General features: G+C 38.9%; 14 protein-coding genes. 6 read left to right on the forward strand and 8 right to left on the reverse strand.

Annotated elements, in window-relative coordinates:
- The coding region (locus Q0Q99_RS09675) for a DEAD/DEAH box helicase (protein ID WP_293894953.1) at nucleotides 1–1,307 on the forward strand (1,307 nt) is incomplete at its 5' end.
- 45 nt (nucleotides 1,308–1,352) lie between these two features.
- On the opposite strand, the gene Q0Q99_RS09680 is transcribed toward Q0Q99_RS09675, so the two are convergent.
- Complete coding sequence (locus Q0Q99_RS09680; protein WP_293894956.1) at nucleotides 1,353–3,413, reverse strand: M12 family metallo-peptidase; 2,061 nt, start codon at nucleotides 3,411–3,413, stop codon at nucleotides 1,353–1,355.
- Nucleotides 3,414–3,936: 523 nt separating this feature from the next.
- Here Q0Q99_RS09680 and Q0Q99_RS09685 point away from each other — a divergent pair.
- Both Q0Q99_RS09685 and eptA read left to right on the forward strand, forming a co-directional pair.
- Complete coding sequence (locus Q0Q99_RS09685) at nucleotides 3,937–4,764, forward strand: phosphatase PAP2 family protein (RefSeq protein WP_293894988.1); 828 nt, start codon at nucleotides 3,937–3,939, stop codon at nucleotides 4,762–4,764.
- Nucleotides 4,745–6,274, forward strand: coding sequence for a phosphoethanolamine--lipid A transferase EptA (gene eptA, locus Q0Q99_RS09690; protein ID WP_293894959.1), 1,530 nt, complete (start codon nucleotides 4,745–4,747; stop codon nucleotides 6,272–6,274). The genes Q0Q99_RS09685 and eptA overlap by 20 nt, the downstream gene beginning before the upstream one ends.
- On the opposite strand, the gene coaD is transcribed toward eptA, so the two are convergent.
- Together coaD and Q0Q99_RS09700 are read right to left on the reverse strand one after the other, a co-directional pair.
- Nucleotides 6,271–6,732 (reverse strand): pantetheine-phosphate adenylyltransferase, encoded by a 462-nt coding sequence (gene coaD, locus Q0Q99_RS09695; RefSeq protein ID WP_293894962.1) that lies wholly within the window; start codon nucleotides 6,730–6,732, stop codon nucleotides 6,271–6,273. The two genes, eptA and coaD, sit on opposite strands and share 4 nt — an antisense overlap.
- 64 nt (nucleotides 6,733–6,796) lie before the next feature.
- Nucleotides 6,797–7,783 carry a D-alanine--D-alanine ligase gene (locus tag Q0Q99_RS09700; protein ID WP_293894965.1) on the reverse strand — a complete coding sequence of 329 codons (987 nt, stop codon included), beginning with the start codon at nucleotides 7,781–7,783 and terminating at the stop codon, nucleotides 6,797–6,799.
- A 297-nt stretch (nucleotides 7,784–8,080) separates the two neighbouring features.
- Between Q0Q99_RS09700 and Q0Q99_RS09705 the strand changes: the two genes are divergently transcribed.
- On the forward strand, nucleotides 8,081–8,701 hold the full coding sequence (locus Q0Q99_RS09705; RefSeq protein WP_293894968.1) for a PASTA domain-containing protein: 621 nt from the start codon (nucleotides 8,081–8,083) through the stop codon (nucleotides 8,699–8,701).
- Nucleotides 8,691–9,740: an RluA family pseudouridine synthase gene (locus Q0Q99_RS09710; protein WP_293894971.1), complete on the forward strand. Its 1,050-nt coding sequence runs from the start codon at nucleotides 8,691–8,693 to the stop codon at nucleotides 9,738–9,740. The genes Q0Q99_RS09705 and Q0Q99_RS09710 overlap by 11 nt, the downstream gene beginning before the upstream one ends.
- Before the next feature lie 74 nt (nucleotides 9,741–9,814).
- Here Q0Q99_RS09710 and Q0Q99_RS09715 read toward each other — a convergent pair whose 3' ends face one another.
- The 5 genes from Q0Q99_RS09715 to folE all read right to left on the reverse strand — a co-directional run bounded on the left by Q0Q99_RS09715 (nucleotide 9,815) and on the right by folE (nucleotide 13,845).
- On the reverse strand, nucleotides 9,815–10,240 hold the full coding sequence (locus tag Q0Q99_RS09715) for a hypothetical protein (RefSeq protein WP_293894974.1): 426 nt from the start codon (nucleotides 10,238–10,240) through the stop codon (nucleotides 9,815–9,817).
- A 119-nt stretch (nucleotides 10,241–10,359) separates the two neighbouring features.
- Entirely contained in the window at nucleotides 10,360–11,265 is a 906-nt protein-coding gene (lgt, locus tag Q0Q99_RS09720) for a prolipoprotein diacylglyceryl transferase (RefSeq protein ID WP_293894977.1), read from the reverse strand.
- 67 nt (nucleotides 11,266–11,332) lie between these two features.
- Nucleotides 11,333–11,575: a membrane protein insertion efficiency factor YidD gene (gene yidD / locus Q0Q99_RS09725; RefSeq protein ID WP_293894979.1), complete on the reverse strand. Its 243-nt coding sequence runs from the start codon at nucleotides 11,573–11,575 to the stop codon at nucleotides 11,333–11,335.
- Nucleotides 11,576–11,584: 9 nt separating this feature from the next.
- The gene (gene cysS, locus Q0Q99_RS09730; RefSeq protein WP_293894982.1) at nucleotides 11,585–13,063 is read right to left on the reverse strand and encodes a cysteine--tRNA ligase; all 1,479 of its coding nucleotides are present in this window, start codon (nucleotides 13,061–13,063) and stop codon (nucleotides 11,585–11,587) included.
- Between the two features lie 110 nt (nucleotides 13,064–13,173).
- Nucleotides 13,174–13,845 (reverse strand): GTP cyclohydrolase I FolE, encoded by a 672-nt coding sequence (gene folE / locus Q0Q99_RS09735; protein ID WP_293894985.1) that lies wholly within the window; start codon nucleotides 13,843–13,845, stop codon nucleotides 13,174–13,176.
- Nucleotides 13,846–14,002: 157 nt separating this feature from the next.
- Between folE and Q0Q99_RS09740 the strand changes: the two genes are divergently transcribed.
- On the forward strand, nucleotides 14,003–19,668 hold a 5,666-nt coding region (locus Q0Q99_RS09740; RefSeq protein WP_367175030.1), incomplete at its 3' end, for a beta strand repeat-containing protein.

A 19,668-nucleotide genomic window follows, 5' to 3' on the forward strand; every position in this document is an offset into this window, starting at 1 on the left:
ACGAAATGCAGCTTGCTGCACAGGAAACTATATTAAACGATAATAATGTTTTGCTGCTTTCGCCAACAGGTTCAGGGAAGACATTAGCTTTTTTATTACCGATATTCGAATTATTGGATGAATACCAGGCGGGAGTACAATGCCTGATTCTGGTTCCCTCAAGGGAATTGGGACTGCAGATTGAACAAGTCTGGAAGAAAATGGGAACCACTTATAAAGTGAATGTTTGCTATGGTGGTCATTCCATTGATACCGAAATAAAAAACTTATCGAATCCGGCGGCTGTTTTAATCGGAACTCCGGGACGGATTGCCGATCATATTGACCGTGGTACTTTTAAGGTTGACCGCATTCAGACTTTGGTTCTGGATGAGTTTGACAAATCATTGCAGTTGGGCTTTCATGAAGAAATGTCTTTTATCATCAGCAGATTATCAAAATTAAATAAACGCATTTTGGTTTCGGCAACCTCCGGAATTGAAATTCCGAAGTATACGAGAGTAATCAATCCAACCGTTTTAGATTTTATTCCATCGGAAGAAGAAAAGATGAATCTTTCCATGAAAATGGTAATTTCCAACGAAAAAGATAAGATTGGCTGTTTGTTTAAACTGATTTGTTCCTTGAAATCGCAATCGGCTTTAATTTTTTGTAACCACCGAGATGCGGCAGAACGTATTAGCGACGCCTTAAACGAAAAAGGAATTTACGCCACCTATTACCATGGCGGAATGGATCAGGACGAACGCGAACGCGCTTTAATCCAGTTCAGGAATGGCAGTATGCCTTATTTAGTTACAACCGATTTGGCAGCACGAGGTTTGGATATTCCCGAAATGAAACACGTAATTCATTATCATTTGCCTTCAAAGGATGATGAGTTCACGCATAGGAATGGGAGAACGGCTCGAATGATGGCTTCGGGAACGGCTTATATCATTACGCATGAAAGCGAAAAGAAACACGACTATATTGATTATGGCATGCCTGTTTTAAACGTGGATAAAGCGACCACTTTACCAAAACCACCCGAATTCCAAACCATCTACATCAGCGGTGGCAAGAAAAACAAACTTAATAAAATCGACATCGTTGGTTTCTTTTCCCAAAAAGGGAAACTAGAAAAAGGTGATTTGGGACTGATTGAAGTAAAGGATTTTATATCGTTTGCCGCGGTGAAATACAATAAGGTAAAAGACCTGCTTTCCAACATTCGCGACGAGAAAATGAAAGGGAAGAAGTTTAAGATTGAAGTGGCGCGCAAAGTGATTAAAAAGGAAGAGGACTCTAAGATGGAAAAATACTAAAGGAACTTATAAAGTTCAACCGCAAATTAGCGTCCTATTACCAACCTACAACGAGCTAAAACGTTTTACGGCCGTGACACCCGAAGTTGTACCGTTGTTACATTTTGTATCCACTGTCCATTCGTAAGTTCGTCTTCGTTTCAACACCACATTTTGCGATGTAGTGATGACGTTGTTATAATTTATCCAACTTATCGCTCCTACTTCCCTAAACCGCACCGTGTATGATTGTGCATTTGAATTACCTGTCCAGCGGAGTGTAGCGGAATTGCTGGTAATATTCGTTTCCGTAAGGCCGGTAGCTACCGTACAAATGTAGGTGGTAGGCGGTGGTGTAGTAATAGTGCTGGTAGCAAAACTAGTTGCAACCGAATTCTGTGAGCAATTTGTTTTTACTAACCAGTTGTAGCTCGTACCCACAGTCAAGCCACTTAATCCAAGCGAATTAGTAGTTGTGTTTAAACTTGTCCATGTAGTTGCGGCAGGGGTTTTATATTGAACCGTGTAACCCGTGGCGCCGGTAACAGCCGCCCAGTTCAGTGTTGCCGCTGTTTGTGTAATATTCGTTGTTGTTAATGAGGTTGGCACCGTACATCCAGCCGCAGCTGCAGTTGTAAAGTTAGCATTGGCAGCAAAGCTGGAGCAATCTGATCTTACTGACCACACATAATTATTTGCCGCAGTAAGTCCGGAAATAGTTGTACTTGTTGAAGTAGTAGTACCTGCGGATATCCAACTGGCAGCAGTATCCAATTTATATTGAATTGAGTAATTAACCGCCCCGGGTGTAGCAATCCAGTTTAATGTAGCCGATGTTTGCATAATGTTGGAGGCAGATAATGACGTAGGAGCAGGGGTATAAATGCCGCCGGTGATGCAGGTTGCGTTCATTACTTTATCGCGGATAAGATTACCGGGATAAAAACCGAAACCATTATTAAAATTTATGCCTATACTTGTAAGATGGCAGTAGCTCATTATGGTGCCACCATTTACCGGCGTTGGACCTGCAGCACAAGTGCCTTCGACAGCATAACAGTTATCAAGAGGTCCGGTGGACCAGGAACAGGATTGCGTATGTGGAGAACCAAGGTTGTGGCCGAGTTCGTGGGTCACGCATTCCACGGTCCAGCTGTAAGCCGGAGCGTTATTGTATGTACCATAAATCATACTTACACCAAAAGCATACGGCTTATTGCAAAGCGTATTTACATAGGCTATTCCTCCACCCAGATTACGTGTTGTAAGAAAATGAGCCAGATTGCCATTATAATTTGAACCACGTGTCGTACGGAAAGAATTCAGTACGTCGCTTGTTGTAGTTAGTGAAGCATAAGGGTCTGGGCTGGTCCACACAAACATTTCTGAGATTTGTATGGCAATATTTTCATTTGCATACAAAGTAGCGACCTGATTAAAAAAAGCGATTACATAATTGGTAAGGGTTGAAATATTGCTGCCTTTACTTTGATAAAAAGCATAATCGCATTCCAGGTAAACATTTACGGCTTTACAGGCGATACCTGCAACAGGGGCGGTGGGCGCAGTAACCTGATAAGTAACATCAGGGGTTCCACAAAGTATTCCTTCTGGTATGGGTTGATCCTTTTGGTTGTAAACAATAAACTGAAGCCCTTCTTTGGTAATGGTAAAATTTCCTTCGGAGGTGGAGAAAAACCCCGTTACCTCATCAGCCGACAAACTTAGGGAGGCAATATATTGTGGATTATTATCTACAATTCCCCGGTATTGAACGCTTTGGTTATGCGCAGCTTTCCCATTATTAGTGAGCACGTCAAAACCAATGGCGGTAACGGCTACACGAGATAAATTTAGCACATAAGTTTTATCACCAAAAGGCACCACTAAATTTAAAAGTGTCGGTTGCGTATTCAAGATTGAATTGAGTTGATTGCTGTTGGCGTTGAGATTATATTTTTTTGTACGTACAAAGTCTGATGTACCTCTTGAAAAAACAGCTGCCTGTTGTGGTGTTTTGCCCTGAGCGGAACGTTGGTACCATTCACCAACATAATTGGGTTTTGTTTGTCCTAATACTATTGATGGAAAAACTAAAACCACGAGAATTAGAAGAAGGTTTTTCATACGGTAAGGTTTATTATGTTGTCTTCGTTTATGTTATACTCTACAAAGCTAAAAAGAGAATTTACAAGTAAAGTTATATAATTCTACAAGACAATTATATTATTTATACTTATAATTATTTGTTAAACACCGTTTTGTGAAAGATCAGACGGGATATATGAAACACTTTTGTGTCAATTATTGGATAGGGGAAAGGTTGTAAGGATAAGTTGTAATAAATTGAATGCGCCGCTTCGCTCGGTTCAAAGGTTTTTTTGTAATGCGCATAAGAAGTAAGTAAGTAATTGATAATTATTCTAATTAGTGAAAACAGGAAGTGTTTCTACACGAGTACAATTGCTTTGTATGTGCAAATGATAATCTTCGTAGTTCTATACGTATTATTCTTTATAACTTTTCAATATATTTGTAAACGTCTGTATCGGAGAATGCATGATACAAAACCATATTAGAAGTAAACCCACAAAAAAAGAAGTGAATATCCATAAAAGTTACCCAAGTAAATCCGGAAGCAAATAGCATGATGAACACCAACGTAATTGCTAATTTTTCAAAACTCAGACCATCCTTATTTTTTTTACCTCTGATTTTATTAATTTCAATAGCCTTATTTCTTTACAGCCAGCACGCATTAACGGTTGAAAACTATGTGCTGATCCAAAAGAAGTACTTCTATTTCATCAATTCCGGATTATCACAGTTTCCAAATACAATATACAATCTAACCCAGATTGGTGATGCGTTGATTTTTTTATCATTCTTAAGTATTTTAGTGCTGTATGCTCCTAAAATTTGGGAGTCATTACTGTCAGCCTTATTGGTTTGTGCCCTGTTTTCACGTGGACTTAAAGACCTCTTTCACGTGCCAAGACCTGCTGAAGCTTATGATAATAACAGTTTTGTTATCATAGGGAAAGCTTTGCCGGGTTTCAGTAGTTTACCTTCAGGGCATTCCATTACCGTTTTTACGATAATTACCATTTTGTTGTTTGCCTTTATGCCTAAAAAACTGAATTATAAAATTTTATGGTGTTTTTTCATTATTACCATTGGATTACTTTTTGTTTTTACAAGAGTAGGTGTAGGAGCACACCATCCGTTGGATGTCATTACAGGCGGAATTATTGGATATAGCTGCGGGCTTACCGGTATTTTTATCAGCCGAAAATATAAAATCTGGAATTGGATTAATAATAAAAAATACTACCCAATTTTTATTGCATTGTTTTTGGGTGGCTGCATTGTTTTGATAAATAAAATATGTAATGAAAATCTAATCATATTTTATTTGGCATTAATTAGCCTGATTGTTTCACTATATAAGATTATATATGTTTACGTTAAAAAATAATTTAAAACTTACTCATTTTGTTTTACTAATGAGTCTGCTTAATTTTTTATTCTTTCATCTACCTTTTTTCACCTTTGTCTTTAATAACGTTGAGTATAAAAGCATACACGGCATGTTTCTTATTATTAGTTTAATGATACTAATGTTGGTTTTAAATGCCTTTGTCTTTTACCTGATTTTCTCTCTTTCGCGGTGTTTGGGTAAATTTTTATTGGTCTTATTCTTTATTGTTAACGCCCTTGCGGTGTACTTTGTCAATACTTATAGTGTCATAATAGACGAAAGCATGATTGGTAATGTACTCAATACCAAATATGAAGAGGCCAGCAGTTTTTTTTCCTTTAAGTTAATTGGATACATTGTCTTGTTTGGCATTATTCCGGCCATTTATATCATTAAGGCTAAAATAATAAAAGTACCATTGAAAAGGTTTTTAATCACCACTTCGCTTACGCTTTTGTTTATTCTGGCTTTAGTATTTGCAAATGCAACCAATGTGTTGTGGATTGATAAAAATTCAAAAACATTAGGAGGGCTTGCCATGCCCTGGTCTTATTCGGTAAACCTTTCTCTTTTTTATGTCCATAAAGCCAAAAAGAATGAAAAAGAAATCCTGTTGCCCAATGCTAACATAAAGGATGACAAGAAATCAGTTGTAGTATTAGTCATAGGAGAATCGGCAAGAAGCGAGAATTTTTCTTTATATGGATACAAGAAAGACACAAATCCACTGCTTTCCAAAATACCTAATGTATATCATTTTAATGCGAATTCCATTGCTACTTATACCACCGCAGGTGTAAAAGGTATACTGGAGCATAAGAACACCGATGATTTATATGAAATTTTACCAAATTACCTGAACAGGAATAATGTAGATGTTGCCTGGAGAAGTACGAATTGGGGTGAACCGCCCGTGCATATAAAGGATTATCAAAACAAGGAAGCTTTAAAGGCCAACTGCAAAGGCGAAGCATGTGATTACGATGAAATACTATTGCAAGGGCTGAAAGAGCGAATCACAAACAGTAAGAAAAATAAAATATTGATAATATTGCACACCAGTGCAAGCCACGGGCCTACCTATAGTACGAAATACCCACCTCAATTTGAGGTTTTTAAACCTGTATGCAATAGTGTGGAATTAGCAAAATGTTCCCAGACAGAACTGATTAATGCCTATGACAATACCATTGTTTATACAGATTACATCTTATCAAAAGTAATAGAAGATTTAAAGGAATTAAAAGAGTATAACAGTGCTATGATTTTTGTTTCAGACCATGGTGAATCGTTAGGGGAAAACAACCTGTACATGCATGGACTGCCTTTGAGCATTGCTCCTAAGCAGCAATATGAGATTCCGTTTATTGTCTGGATGTCTGATAACTCAAAACAACTCAAGCCAAATAAAATGCTATCCCAGAACCATGTGTTCCATAGTGTTTTAAATTTTTTAGGAATACAGAGCCCTATTTATAATGAGGAAATGAATATTTTTAAAAACTAATGCTTAACCACCACACTCTCCGGTACCAAAACCGTATAATCACCACCATTCCTAATTACATCACGAACGATGCTGGAAGAAATATAAGAAGTTTTGGAAGCGGTTAAAAGAAAGATCGTTTCAATTTTGGATAATCTTCTGTTGGTATGGGCAATGGCTTTTTCAAATTCAAAGTCGGCTGGGTTACGCAAGCCACGAAGGATGAACTCCGCGTCCAGTTTTCGGCACAAATCAATCGTCAGGCCTTCATAGGTTATTACTTTTACTTTCGGCTCGTCCTTAAAGGATTCTTCAATAAACCTTTTTCGGTCTTCGAGCGAAAACATGTATTTTTTATCAGCATTGATACCAATGGCAACAATCACTTCATCAAAAAGCGAAATGCCTCTTTTGATAATATCGTAATGACCGTTAGTTATTGGGTCAAATGAACCTGGGAAGACTGCTTTTCTTTTCATGTGTTGTCTGTTATCTGTTATCTGTTAAAAGCTGTCCAACCGACAACTCAGAACCGATAACTTTTTATTTTTTCCAAATAGGTTTCCTTTGTAAAGCTAACTTTATTTCGTTATCTAACAAATCGCTGAACGGAATATTTGCGTGTGCCGCCTGCTGCGGAAAAATACTTTGAGGCGACAATCCCGGATTGGTATTGATTTCGATAAAATGTGGAATGCCATTCATAATAATAAAATCAGTTCTCGAAAAGCCCGTCATTCCTAAACTTTCATATACTTTTTTGGCAGTATCAACAACCAAATCCTCCAGTTCTTTTGAGATTCGGGCCGGAGTAATTTCCTCTGATTTGCCTAAATATTTGGCTTCATAATCAAAGAAGGCGTTTTGCGAAAGGATTTCGGTAATGCCCAACACTTTGGTCTCCCCGTTATAATTCAAAACCCCAACAGAAACTTCGGTGCCATTTAAATAGGATTCAATCAGAATGTCATTGTCTTCCGCGAAAGCGAAATCAAGCGCTTTTGGTAAATCATCCAACGTGCTCACCATAGAAACTCCAAGGCTGCTTCCTGATTGGTTGGGTTTTACAAAGAAGGGCAGGCCTAATTCGGCTTCGACTGCCTTACCGTCAATGGTTTCTCCTTTGGTGATATAAATGGATTTTGCTTTTGGAATATTGAATTTTGACAAAACAGAAAGCGTATCTCTTTTGTTAAACGTCAAAGCCGACTGGTAGTAATTGCAACCCGAATAAGGCAAATCAATAAGTTCCCAATACGCTTGCAGATGGCCATCTTCGCCCGGCGTTCCGTGAACGGTGTTTACCGCAACATCAAATTTTATAGTCTGATTGTCTTTGCTAAAAGTAAAATCCGCTTTGTTGATAGGATATTTTATTGAATCGATTGTGCAATACCACTCGTCTTTAAGCACATGGACTTCAAACGCCCGGTATTTTGTTTTGTCAAGATGATTTAGGATTAATTGACCACTTCGTAATGATATCACAGACTCATCTGAATATCCACCCATTACTACAGCTACGTTCATTTAGGTAAGTTTTAGTTCATACAAAATTATCAATTTTTTTAACATCTTGTTAGTAGCATGTAGTTTATTGGCTAATAAGATTTTTAGGAGCACAACGTTTGTCTTCATAAGGATGTAATGTCCCGCTGTCTGTTCTATCTTTTATCCTGAACTTGTTTCAGGATCCTGAAACAAGTTCAGGATAAAAGGATGCCACGTCCATCGGGGCTATTGAGACGAAATGTATTTTATTTCCAGCAACCGACAACTTACAACCCGCAACTTTTTTTATATCTTTGTGCAAATTAAATTTCCCCTATGAGTTTACGTGCGTATTTAACAAGCCGGGTTTTCTTTGTCCAGATTCTCGCTGCCATAGCAATTGTTACCGTTTTAGCTTATTTGTTTTTTCATTGGATTACCTTCACCACACATCACGGACAGGAAATTACTGTTCCCGATTTGAGTAAGCTTTCCGCGGAGCAGGCTGAAGAAAAATTAGCTGCCATCGATTTGGATTATATAATTCTGGACACAGTTGATTTCAAACCTGATTTTCCGAAGCTTACTATTGTAGAGCAGGAACCAAAAGCGGGCGCGAAAGTAAAGGAAGGAAGAAAGATTTACATCAAAATAAACGCTTCAAAATATACCATGGTTACCTTGCCGGATTTGATTGAGAAAACCTATCGCCAGGCGGTGCCAACACTGGAAGCTGTAGGCTTGTTGGAAGGTACAATTACCTATAAACCTTATTTAGGTAAAGACATGGTTCTTGAATTGCGCCTCGACGGAAAGAAATTAAAAGCAGGAGACAAAGTCCTGAAATCATCCAGAATAGATTTGGTACTCGGAGACGGAAAAGTTACTTATGAAGAAACGGTTGACACTACTACGGTAGATACTACCGAAATTATTATTCCGACAAATGAGCCTTGATAATGATACGCCAGAATTAGAAGAAGAGGAATTATTTGAACACCATCGACATGTTGCTGACAAAGGGCAATCATTATTGCGTGTGGATAAGTTTCTGATGCAGTTGATTGCCAACGCCACGCGAAATAAAATTCAAAAAGCTGCAGAAGATGGTAACATTTGGGTGAATGACATTCCGGTAAAATCTAATTACAGGGTAAAACCTTTTGATGTCGTTCGGGTAATGCTCTCGCATCCACCGTTTGAAAACTTGGTACTTCCCGAAAATATTCCGCTTGATATTGTTTATGAAGACGATTCATTATTGGTAATCAATAAACCACCGGGTTTGGTTGTTCATCCCGGACACGGAAATTATACAGGAACCTTAGTCAATGCATTGGCATTTCATTTTGAAAATCTGCCAAAGAACTCAAGCGACAGGCCAGGATTGGTTCACCGAATAGATAAAAACACTTCCGGACTTTTGGTCGTTGCCAAAACAGAACAGGCGATGACGCATTTGGCAAAACAATTTGAGGATAAAACCTCGGAGCGCGAATATATTGCGTTGGTTTGGGGAAATGTAAAAGAGGAAGAGGGAACAATAGAAGGCAACATTGCCCGACACGTTAAGGACAGAATGCAAATGGCTGTTTTTCATGAAGGCGATATTGGAAAACACGCCGTTACTCATTATAAGGTTTTAGAACGTTTTGGTTATGTTACTTTGGTTTCCTGCAAACTGGAAACAGGAAGGACGCATCAAATTCGGGTGCACATGAAATACATTGGACATACCTTATTCAATGACGAACGGTATGGTGGCGATTTGATTTTGAAAGGGACTACTTTTACCAAATACAAACAGTTTATAGACAATTGTTTCAAGACGTTACCACGGCAGGCGTTACATGCGAAGACCTTAGGATTTATACATCCGGTAACAAAAGTGTTTTTGCAGTTTAACACCGAATTGCCACAGGACATGAAAGATTGTATTGATAAATGGCGCAATTATGCCAAATCAAATGCCAACGAAGAAGCCCCGACTCCGTAGGAAGAACTGCATTGAGCAAAGCGGAATAAATAAAAAAAGCCCAGATTTAGGGGCTTTTTATTGATATAATTTGATTATTTACAAACAGGAGGATCAACTGTAAATGTATAATCCTTGATGCTGACTTTTTTAATCGCAGGATCTTTTACATAATCTGGTCTGTATGAAGCACCATTTCCTAAGTCAACAGCCAACCCAGCTACTCCGAAAGTAATTATACTTAAAATGAAATTTCCTGTTCTGAATGCATTGCGAAAAGTTTGTGTTTTTGTTTCACAACCTGGTTCTTTTAATTCAACAGTTAAATTTCTGTTTCTTGGGAATAGTGCAGTTGCCTGCCCGTTACCCAATTTATTTCCATTTACATAGATTTCGGCATTTGGATGGTCTTTTGCGATAATGGTTCCATTATACTTGCTTCCTCCAAACATTACACCACAACTATTCAATAAAACTGTCATCGATAGTAATAAGGCAACAATAGAGATTCTTTTTTTCATGATATTAATTTAGTTTTGTTTTTATTGGGCTAAACTAATGGTTTTTTTTGTAAGAAAAAAATAGTTTCATAAACAAAGCCCCTTTATGGAGCTTTGTTTTTAGTTATTATGAATGTTTATTATTCAACCGGCTTTTCGGCAACGAATAAATAATAAATCCCAACCAATATAAACGGAATGCTCAGCCATTGTCCGGTTGAAAGCAATCCGAAGGTTTCTTCAATTCCACCCTGGCTTTTTTTTACATATTCTACAATAAATCGAACCGACCAAAGCAGGATAAGGAAATAACCAAAGAGTAAACCTTGTTTTTCAGCGGTTTTTGTTTTCCAATACAGGAAAAACAGAATTAAAAACACAAAGACATACGCAAAAGCTTCATACAATTGCGCTGGATGTCTTGCAGGAACTTTTTCTAACAGCGCTGCATATTTAGGGTCGTTTACGAGTGCGTGATAGGCATCGTTTACATTTGTAATTTTAGTAGCATTTACAACATCTCTCGAAGAATAGTAATCTCTCACAAATCGGACTCCAAAAGGTGAATTGGTTATTTTACCAACAATTTCAGAGTTAAAAAAATTTCCAATTCTAACAAAGACAGCACCACTGGCTACCGGAATTACAACTCGGTCTAAAACCCAAAGCATTGGTTTTTTAATTACTCTTGAGCTATAAAAATACATTGTAATGATTATGGCAACAGCTGCACCATGACTTGCCAGACCTTGAAAGCCTGTAAATTCAAACTTTGGACTAAATCTAAATGGGAGTAAAATTTCCAATAAATTATTTCGGTAATATTCCCAATCATAGAAAAAAACGTGACCCAGACGGGCGCCGAGTAAAGTGGCAATAACTGTCCAGATAAATAATGTATCTAATTTTTCAAGTGGCTCTTTTTCTCTTTCAAAAATATGTTTCATTATGTACCACCCAAGTCCGAAAGCAATGACGAACATTAAGCTGTAGAAACGGATAGTGAAAAAGCCGATATTTATTCCTTCCGACGGATTCCAGATCATAATTAATTTGGTAAGTTAGGTTGTAAAAATAGTGATTTGTTCTAAAAAAGTAGGATGATTGAGGAATTTAATGGGTACATTTTTTTTCCGGCACAGGATCGTAGCCATTTTTTCCCCAGGGATGGCATCTTAAAATCCGATGAACCCCTAAATACGTTCCCTTAAACAGACCGTGAATCTTCAGCGCTTCAATGAAATAACTCGAGCATGTAGGCTGAAACCGGCAGCTGGTTGGTAATAGCGGCGACAGCACTGCTTTATAAATGTAAATCAGTACCAATAATGGCGCTATAGCAATTTTTTTAAACATGTTTTTTTGTTAAACCGTAAAAGTAGTGCCGTCTTTTCCGTCTTTCAACTGGATTCCAAGTTCTAGCAATTGGTCGCGGATTTGATCAGACAATGCAAAGTTTTTATTGGCTCTGGCTTCATTTCGCATACCAATCAGCATTTCAACCACACCGTCTAACTTTTCAGAATTATCAGCAGCAGATTTCTCGTCCTTAATGCCAATGACATCAAACGTGAAGGTATTTAAAGTTTCCGAAAGTACTTTTAAATCGACAGCAGTAAGCGTTTCTTTTCCGTCATTTATCAGATTGACAAATTTTATTCCTTCAAATAAATTGGCAATCAAAATTGGCGTATTGAAATCATCATTCATTGCCTCATAGCAACTTTGTTTCCAACCCGCAATATCAAGAGTAGAAGCATTACTTGGTTGCAATTCTTTCAGCATATCAATACCTTCCATCAATCGGTTAAAGCCTTTTTCGGCCGCTACAATTCCATCGTTGGTAAAGTCAAGAATACTTCTGTAGTGTGCCTGCATCATAAAGAAACGCGCCACATTGGCAGAAAAAGCTTTACTCAAAAAAGGACTTCCGCCTGAATAAATTTCACCGGGGAGCAGGTTGTTGCCAGTTGATTTCGACATTTTTTTACCGTTCAGATTGAGCATGTTGGCATGCATCCAGTAATTCACCGGACTTTGACCTGTGCAGGCTTCATTCTGTGCAATTTCACATTCGTGATGCGGAAATTTTAAATCCATTCCACCACCGTGAATATCAAAAGTTTCCCCAAGATATTTGGTGCTCATTGCAGTACATTCTAAATGCCAACCGGGGAAACCAACGCCCCAGGGCGAAGGCCAGCGCATGATATGTTCCGGCTCGGCTTTTTTCCAAAGTGCAAAATCCTGTGGGTTTTTCTTATCGCTCTGACCGTCGGTATCACGGGTATTGGCAAGCATTTCGTCAATGTTTCGGCCACTTAATTTTCCGTAATGATTGTTCTCGTTAAACTTCACAACATCAAAATAAACAGAGCCATTTTTTTCGTAGGCAAATCCTTTTTCGATAATTTGATTTACGATTTCAATCTGCTCAATAATATGTCCCGTTGCTGTAGGTTCAATGCTCGGCGGAAGAAAATTAAACTGGTTCAATACTTCATGAAAATCAACAGTATATCGCTGTACAATCTCCATTGGTTCGAGTTGCTCCACACGTGCTTTTTTTGCAATTTTATCTTCACCATCATCCACATCGTCAACAATATGGCCAACATCGGTAATATTTCGCACATAACGGACTTTATATTCTAAATGCAAAAAGTACCTGAAAATCATATCAAACGACATGAAAGTCCGAACGTTTCCAAGATGCACATTGCTATACACTGTTGGTCCGCAAACATACATGCCAATATTTCCTGCATGAACAGGTTTGAAAACTTCTTTTTCTCCCGAAAGGGAATTGTATATCTTTAGTTGATGGTCTTTGTATAATTGCATTTAGTTAGGAGCTATTTCCGGCTTTTCGTTTCAATCTTTTTACTTGTTCTCGATACTTGCTTCGCAAACTCGAACTGACGTAAAAAGGATTTCCACTGCAATCCGGGCTATTAAAATTGTGTGTCTAATTTGATATAATCCAGAAATTCCCTTCTGGTTTGTTCGTCGTTGAATTTTCCCCCATATTCTGATGTCACAGTGCTGCTTTCAATATCGCGAATACCGCGGGAGTTTACGCACAGGTGTTTGGCATCAATAACACAAGCCACATCTTCGGTTCCTAAAACCTGCTGTAATTCCTGAACAATCTGCATCGTTAAACGTTCCTGAACCTGAGGTCGTTTTGCATAATAATCTACAATTCTATTCATTTTAGAAAGACCGACAACGGTTCCGTTTGAAATGTAGGCAACGTGCGCTTTGCCAATTATTGGCAACAAATGATGCTCACAAGTGGAGTAGAGAGTTATATTTTTTTCGACCAACATTTCACCATATTTGTAGTTATTGGCAAAAGTTGACGCTTTCGGTTTTTTATTTGGATTTAAGCCACCAAAAATTTCTTTGACAAACATTTTCGCAACTCGGTTGGGAGTTCCTTTGATACTATCATCTGTCAAATCCATCCCGAGAGTATATAGAATATTTTCGACATCTTTTTTTATTTGTTCAATTTTTTGTTCATCGGATAAAGTAAACGCATCATTTCTTACAGGATTTTGGGCACTTGTTGCAATATGGTTTTCGCCTAGCTCGTCACTAAATTGATCACTATTTATCATTAAATTCTTTTATTATTCGGGTTTTTATTTTAAAAAACAAAGATAAATAATTATAATTAATCTGTTGGGAATAGTTTTACTAATTAATTTTTAACATTTTAAGATAATTATTTCTTAAAAAAGCTTAAATTTCGCTGCTAAAAAAATTGTTCCCAAAATGAAAAACAAATTTACGCTACTTTTTTTAATTTTTTTATTCGCAAATTCGCTGTTTTCACAAAATTTAATAGTCAATGGCGGCTTTGAACTTGGAGGATCAGGAATAGGTTTTGTTACGAATGGAGCTGGATATACACTTCTAAATTCCCCATATTCAGGAACAACTACGACAGGAAACTTTGCCTTTGCCACCAATCCAAATATAATAAATTCTGCTAATTTTATTCAGGCATCTGACCATACTACGGGGAATGGGAAAATGTTGATTATCGACGGCAATATGACCGCTGGTAATCCCCGATTTTGGAAAGCAGGTAATACAGGTGCCGGAATTACAACCCTCACGATAGGAACTACTTACAGATTTAGTTACTGGATTCAATCGGCTTCGAACTTGGTCACGGGCCCGACATCACAAGCAGATATTCGCATACAAGTAACGGGCGCAAGCGGATTAACGTTGGTCGCTGGAACGACATTGGCTCCTTTGCCCGCTTTAGGTTGGAGGCATGTAGTATATTCTTTTACAGCAACCGCCACCACCGCAACGATTGAATTATGGAATAACAACACAACCGACGTTGGTAACGACTTTGCTGTAGACGACTTTATGCTTACCGATGATTTAATGGTAACATATAATGTTACCAATGCCCTGTGTGCCAGCGCCAATGATGGTTCGATAACAGTAAATGGTATTGGAGGGACGTTACCCTATACGAATTATAATATTACAGGTCCGGTAACCCAAAATAGTCCTACCGGTATTTTTCCGGGAGTACCTCCCGGGATTTATACTGTGTCGGTTACAGATAGTTCTCTACCAACGGCGACAACCGTCTCCATGGGTAACGTTGTTGTTGGACCTTTTTTGACAATAACCAGTACGAGTGCCGCAGTTTGTATAGGAAGTTCGACTACACTTTCCGTTACCGGAAGTTCAAACCCTTACACCTGGACGGCAGCTCCGGCAGATCCCAGTTTGACAACACCTAACAGTCCCAATCCAACAGTTACTCCAACAGTTACGACAGTTTACACGGTCTCGTCTACAATTGGCGCATGTACAGTAACTAAATCGATTACTATTACCGTAAATCCTTTACCTGTGGCTAATATTACGGGAAATATAACAATATGTCCGGGGAATACGGCTACATTTCTTATTACAGGAACCCCAAACTCCACTGTAACGTTAGTAAATAATTTAGGAAATTCATACAGCCCTTTTGTTCCAGCTTCGGGTACCCTTAACTGGAATACACCAATTTTAAATGCAACGACTGTTTATACACTTGTAAGTGTTAAAAGTTTTGCCACATTTTGTCAAAGAGATTACACAGGGGTAATTGTGACCATTACAGTTGTTCCTAATGGCTGTGCTACAGTTGCAACGCAAGCTGCACCTGGAACTTCACCGCTTGATTTGACACTTTGTACAACAGGCGAGTGTAGAACACTACAGGCCAATGTTTCGCCTGTTCCTTCGACTTCCACTTATGCCGTTACATCAATCCCTTTCTGCCCACAGGCAGCTTTCGAAAACCCATCATGGATTAATATTGGTCCGGGATCCGCTTTTGGTGATGACGATTGGTCTTGTCCATTTACATTTCCGGCAGGTATGAACTTTTGTTTTTATGGTCAAAATTATCAACAATTAAATGTAGGGACCAATCAGGTAATCCACTTTCCATATCCAACAGCGGCAGATGTATTTAATTGTGGCGATTATTGTCCTTGGCCCTATAATACAACTATACCTAATGCCGGTTTCCCTATAAAAAATGCAATATTCGGCGTTTATCAGGATACTGATTTTTCTGTGGTGCCACCGGCGGGAACTCAAATAAGTGTTAATTATCAGGTTATTGGAACCTATCCTTGCCGGAAATTTGTTGCTAATTTTACTAATTGTCCTCAATTTTCGTGTGGGAACACTATAGGTTTATCGACTAGTCAAATTGTTTTGTATGAAGTTTCAAATATAATTGAAGTGTATGTACAAAGAAGGGTAGCATGTACCGGCTGGAACGGTGGAAGAGGTACAATAGGGGTAATCGATGGTACAGGATTACAAGCTGTTGCCGCACCTGGTAGAAACGCAGCCGCATTTAGTACAGATCCAACACCATCAAATACTACTAATACTGATAACGTTTCAGAAGCATGGAGATTTACTCCAACGGGTCCACCTGTGTCTCAAACGATAAATTGGTACGTGGGACCTGTTTCACCCGCAAACTTTATTGGTACCGGACCAACCATTCAGGTTTGTCCTGCTGCAACCACTACTTACACACTAGAAACTGTTTTTAATGTATGTGGTGTACTACAAACGGCTAGCAATACTGTAACATTAAATGTAAATCCGGATTTAACAAATGCACCGCTTAATATTACTCAATGCACAAATACTTTTGATTTAACATCAAATGCCAGTGTTATTTTAGGAAGTTTAAACCCATCAGATTACGATATAACTTATCACTTAAGTGCTGCGAATGCCGCTACTGTTTCTAATCCCATTGCGAATCCAAGTGCTTTTGTAAGTGCGGGACAAACCATATACGTAGCAATTTATCTGAATAGCTATGGGTGTACTGTTGTAAAACCTTTTAATTTAATAATTTCCTGCGGAGCAATATCTCCTGTTCCTGATTTGACTCTTTGTGAGAGTTCATTAGGTAGCGGAACCGCGGTCTTTAATTTAACCCCGCAAACAGCCATTGCATTGGGTAGTCAAAACGCCACCGATTATACATTCACTTATTATTTATCACAGGCAGCGGCAAATGCCGGGACACCTGGTACTGAAATAAATCCTATCAATAGTTTTGTTGGAACAAATCAAACCCTTTATATCCGAATGCAGAGTAACGTTGTTCCTACTACATATTATACCACAGATTTTGATCTCATTGTCAGTCCAATGTCCAATGCAGGAGGAGACGGAAGCATCAATATATGTGATGGAGATACCACACCTATTAATTTATTCACTTTAATAACCGGAGAACAAACCGGTGGAACATGGGTAAGAACAACAGGAACCGGAGGAACTTTCAATGCAGCTGCAGGTACATTTACACCATCTGCAGGGACATCAACATCAACATTTACTTATACACTAACCGGAGTAGTTCCTTGTGCTAATGATAGTAGCCTGGCTACAGTAAATATCATCGCAGGACCTAATGCCGGGACTGATGGAGGAATTGTTATCTGTGCTACCAGTAGTACACCTATAGATTTATTTAGTTTAATAACAGGAGAGCAAACTGGTGGGACGTGGGTAAGAACAACAGGAACGGGAGGAATTTTCAATGCTGGAGCAGGAACATTTGCACCTACAGCAGGGGCAACAACTTCAACATTTACCTATACAGTACCAGGTATTGCACCTTGTGGCGCTGATAGCAGTCTTGTAACAGTAACTATTGGTGCACAGCCAAATGCAGGTGTTGACGGAGGTACAGTTGTTTGCGAAACGAGCACGACACCTATAGATTTATTTAGTTTGATTACTGGAGAACAACCAGGAGGAGTTTGGACACGAATCACAGGAACTGGTGGAACTTTTAATGCCCCTGCGGGCACCTATACTCCGGCAATTGGCGCGACAAGTTCAACCTTTACCTATACAATAGTAGGTATTGCTCCATGTATAACAGATTCGAGTCTAGCTTCTGTAAGCATTGTTGCGCAACCTACTGCTGGAGTTGACGGTGGTACAGTTGTTTGCGAAACGAGTACAGCATCTATAGATTTATTCAGTTTAATAACCGGAGAACAAACTGGTGGGACTTGGGTAAGATCGACAGGAACAGGAGGAGTTTTCAATGCAGCTACTGCTACTTATACTCCTGCAGTTGGAGCCACGACTTCTACTTTTACATATACCGTAGCAGCAGTTGTTCCGTGTAGTAATGATAGCAGTGTTGCTACAATAACTATAAATCCACAACCTAATGCAGGAACTGATGGCGGTACAGTTGTTTGTGAAACGAGTGTTACAGCTATCAATTTATTTAGTTTAATCACTGGAGAACAATCTGGTGGAGTCTGGACACAAACCACAGGATCAGGTGGAACTTTTAATGCCGCTGCAGGAACATATACTCCGGCAGTTGGAGCAACTTCTTCCACTTTTACATACACCTTGACAGGAATAGCACCTTGTATCAATGATACTAGTTTAGCTACTGTTACTATAAACCCACAACCTACTGCTGGTGGTGACGGCGGTACTGCTGTTTGCGAAAATAGCATTGTTGCTGTTGATTTATTCAGTTTAATTACTGGAGAACAAACAGGTGGGACTTGGGTAAGAACCACGGGGTTAGGAGGAATTTTTAATGCTGTTTCCGGAACTTACACTCCGGCTATTGGTGCAACTACTTCAACCTTTACATATACAGTAACCGGAATTGCTCCATGTATTAATGATAGTAGTGTTGCTACAATAACTGTAAATCCACAACCTACTTCAGGAAATGATGGAGGTACAGTTGTTTGTGAAACGAGTGTTGCAGTAATCAATTTATTCAGTTTAATTACGGGTGAACAAACGGGTGGGGTTTGGACACGAACCTCAGGATCAGGAGGAACTTTCAATGCCGCTTCAGGAACATTTACACCCGCGGTTGGAGCTACTACTTCAATATTTACTTATACAGTAATTGGAATCGCTCCTTGTATTAACGATACGAGTTTAGCGACTATTACTATAAATCCACAACCTAATGCTGGTGTTGACGGAGGAACGGTTGTTTGCGAAACCAGTATAGCAGCAGTAGATTTATTCAGTTTAATATCCGGAGAACAAACTGGTGGAACTTGGGTAAGAACAACAGGAACCGGAGGAACTTTCAATTCAGGTGCCGGAACCTATACGCCTGCAGTTGGAGCAACCAATTCGACTTTTACCTATACTTTAATCGGAGTAGCACCATGCACCAATGATAGCAGTTTGGCTACCATTACAATTAATCTACAACCTACAGCAGGTACTGATGGTGGAACTACTATTTGTGGAAATGATTCTATACCAATTAATTTGTATACTTTAATTACAGGTGAGCAAACTGGAGGAACATGGACAAGAACAACAGGAACGGGTGGTACATTAAATTCCGCTACAGGAATCTTTACCCCGGCGCTTGGAGTTACCACTTCAACTTTTACCTATACTGTAATTGGAACTGCCCCATGTATCAACGATAGTAGCATTGCCACTATAATTATTAACCCATTACCAACTGCAACAATTTCCGGTACTACAGCAGTATGTTTGAATGCAGCATCACCACAAATTATATTTACCGGTGCAAACGGTACAGCCCCGTATACTTTCACATATTCAATTAATACCGTTGCGCAACCGCCGATTTCAACCACTAGTGGAAATAGTGTTTCGGTGAATGTTCCAACAACACCACAGGGTGCATATACGTATGCTTTAGTAAGTGTTCAGGATGGAGCATCTCCGGCTTGCTCACAAACTCAGACTGGTTCTGCGGTAGTCACCGTAAACACAGCACCAACAATCAACAATCCAACTCCTTACGTAGTTTGTGATGACAGCTTAAACAATGATGGTCTTTATTGTTTCAATCTGGTGATTAAGAATCCGGAGATTTCGACAGATCCGAATGTTGTGAT

This window comes from Flavobacterium sp. (genome assembly GCF_025352425.1).
GTDB lineage: Bacteria > Bacteroidota > Bacteroidia > Flavobacteriales > Flavobacteriaceae > Flavobacterium.

Bases quoted from the DNA above. Each gene is read 5' to 3' on its own strand.
- Q0Q99_RS09680 (WP_293894956.1), bottom strand. From the start codon at position 3,413: ATGAAAAACCTTCTTCTAATTCTCGTGGTTTTAGTTTTTCCATCAATA.
- Q0Q99_RS09685 (WP_293894988.1), top strand. From the start codon at position 3,937: ATGAACACCAACGTAATTGCTAATTTTTCAAAACTCAGACCATCCTTA.
- eptA (WP_293894959.1), top strand. From the start codon at position 4,745: ATGTTTACGTTAAAAAATAATTTAAAACTTACTCATTTTGTTTTACTA.
- coaD (WP_293894962.1), bottom strand. From the start codon at position 6,732: ATGAAAAGAAAAGCAGTCTTCCCAGGTTCATTTGACCCAATAACTAAC.
- Q0Q99_RS09700 (WP_293894965.1), bottom strand. From the start codon at position 7,783: ATGAACGTAGCTGTAGTAATGGGTGGATATTCAGATGAGTCTGTGATA.
- Q0Q99_RS09705 (WP_293894968.1), top strand. From the start codon at position 8,081: ATGAGTTTACGTGCGTATTTAACAAGCCGGGTTTTCTTTGTCCAGATT.
- Q0Q99_RS09710 (WP_293894971.1), top strand. From the start codon at position 8,691: ATGAGCCTTGATAATGATACGCCAGAATTAGAAGAAGAGGAATTATTT.
- Q0Q99_RS09715 (WP_293894974.1), bottom strand. From the start codon at position 10,240: ATGAAAAAAAGAATCTCTATTGTTGCCTTATTACTATCGATGACAGTT.
- lgt (WP_293894977.1), bottom strand. From the start codon at position 11,265: ATGATCTGGAATCCGTCGGAAGGAATAAATATCGGCTTTTTCACTATC.
- yidD (WP_293894979.1), bottom strand. From the start codon at position 11,575: ATGTTTAAAAAAATTGCTATAGCGCCATTATTGGTACTGATTTACATT.
- cysS (WP_293894982.1), bottom strand. From the start codon at position 13,063: ATGCAATTATACAAAGACCATCAACTAAAGATATACAATTCCCTTTCG.
- folE (WP_293894985.1), bottom strand. From the start codon at position 13,845: ATGATAAATAGTGATCAATTTAGTGACGAGCTAGGCGAAAACCATATT.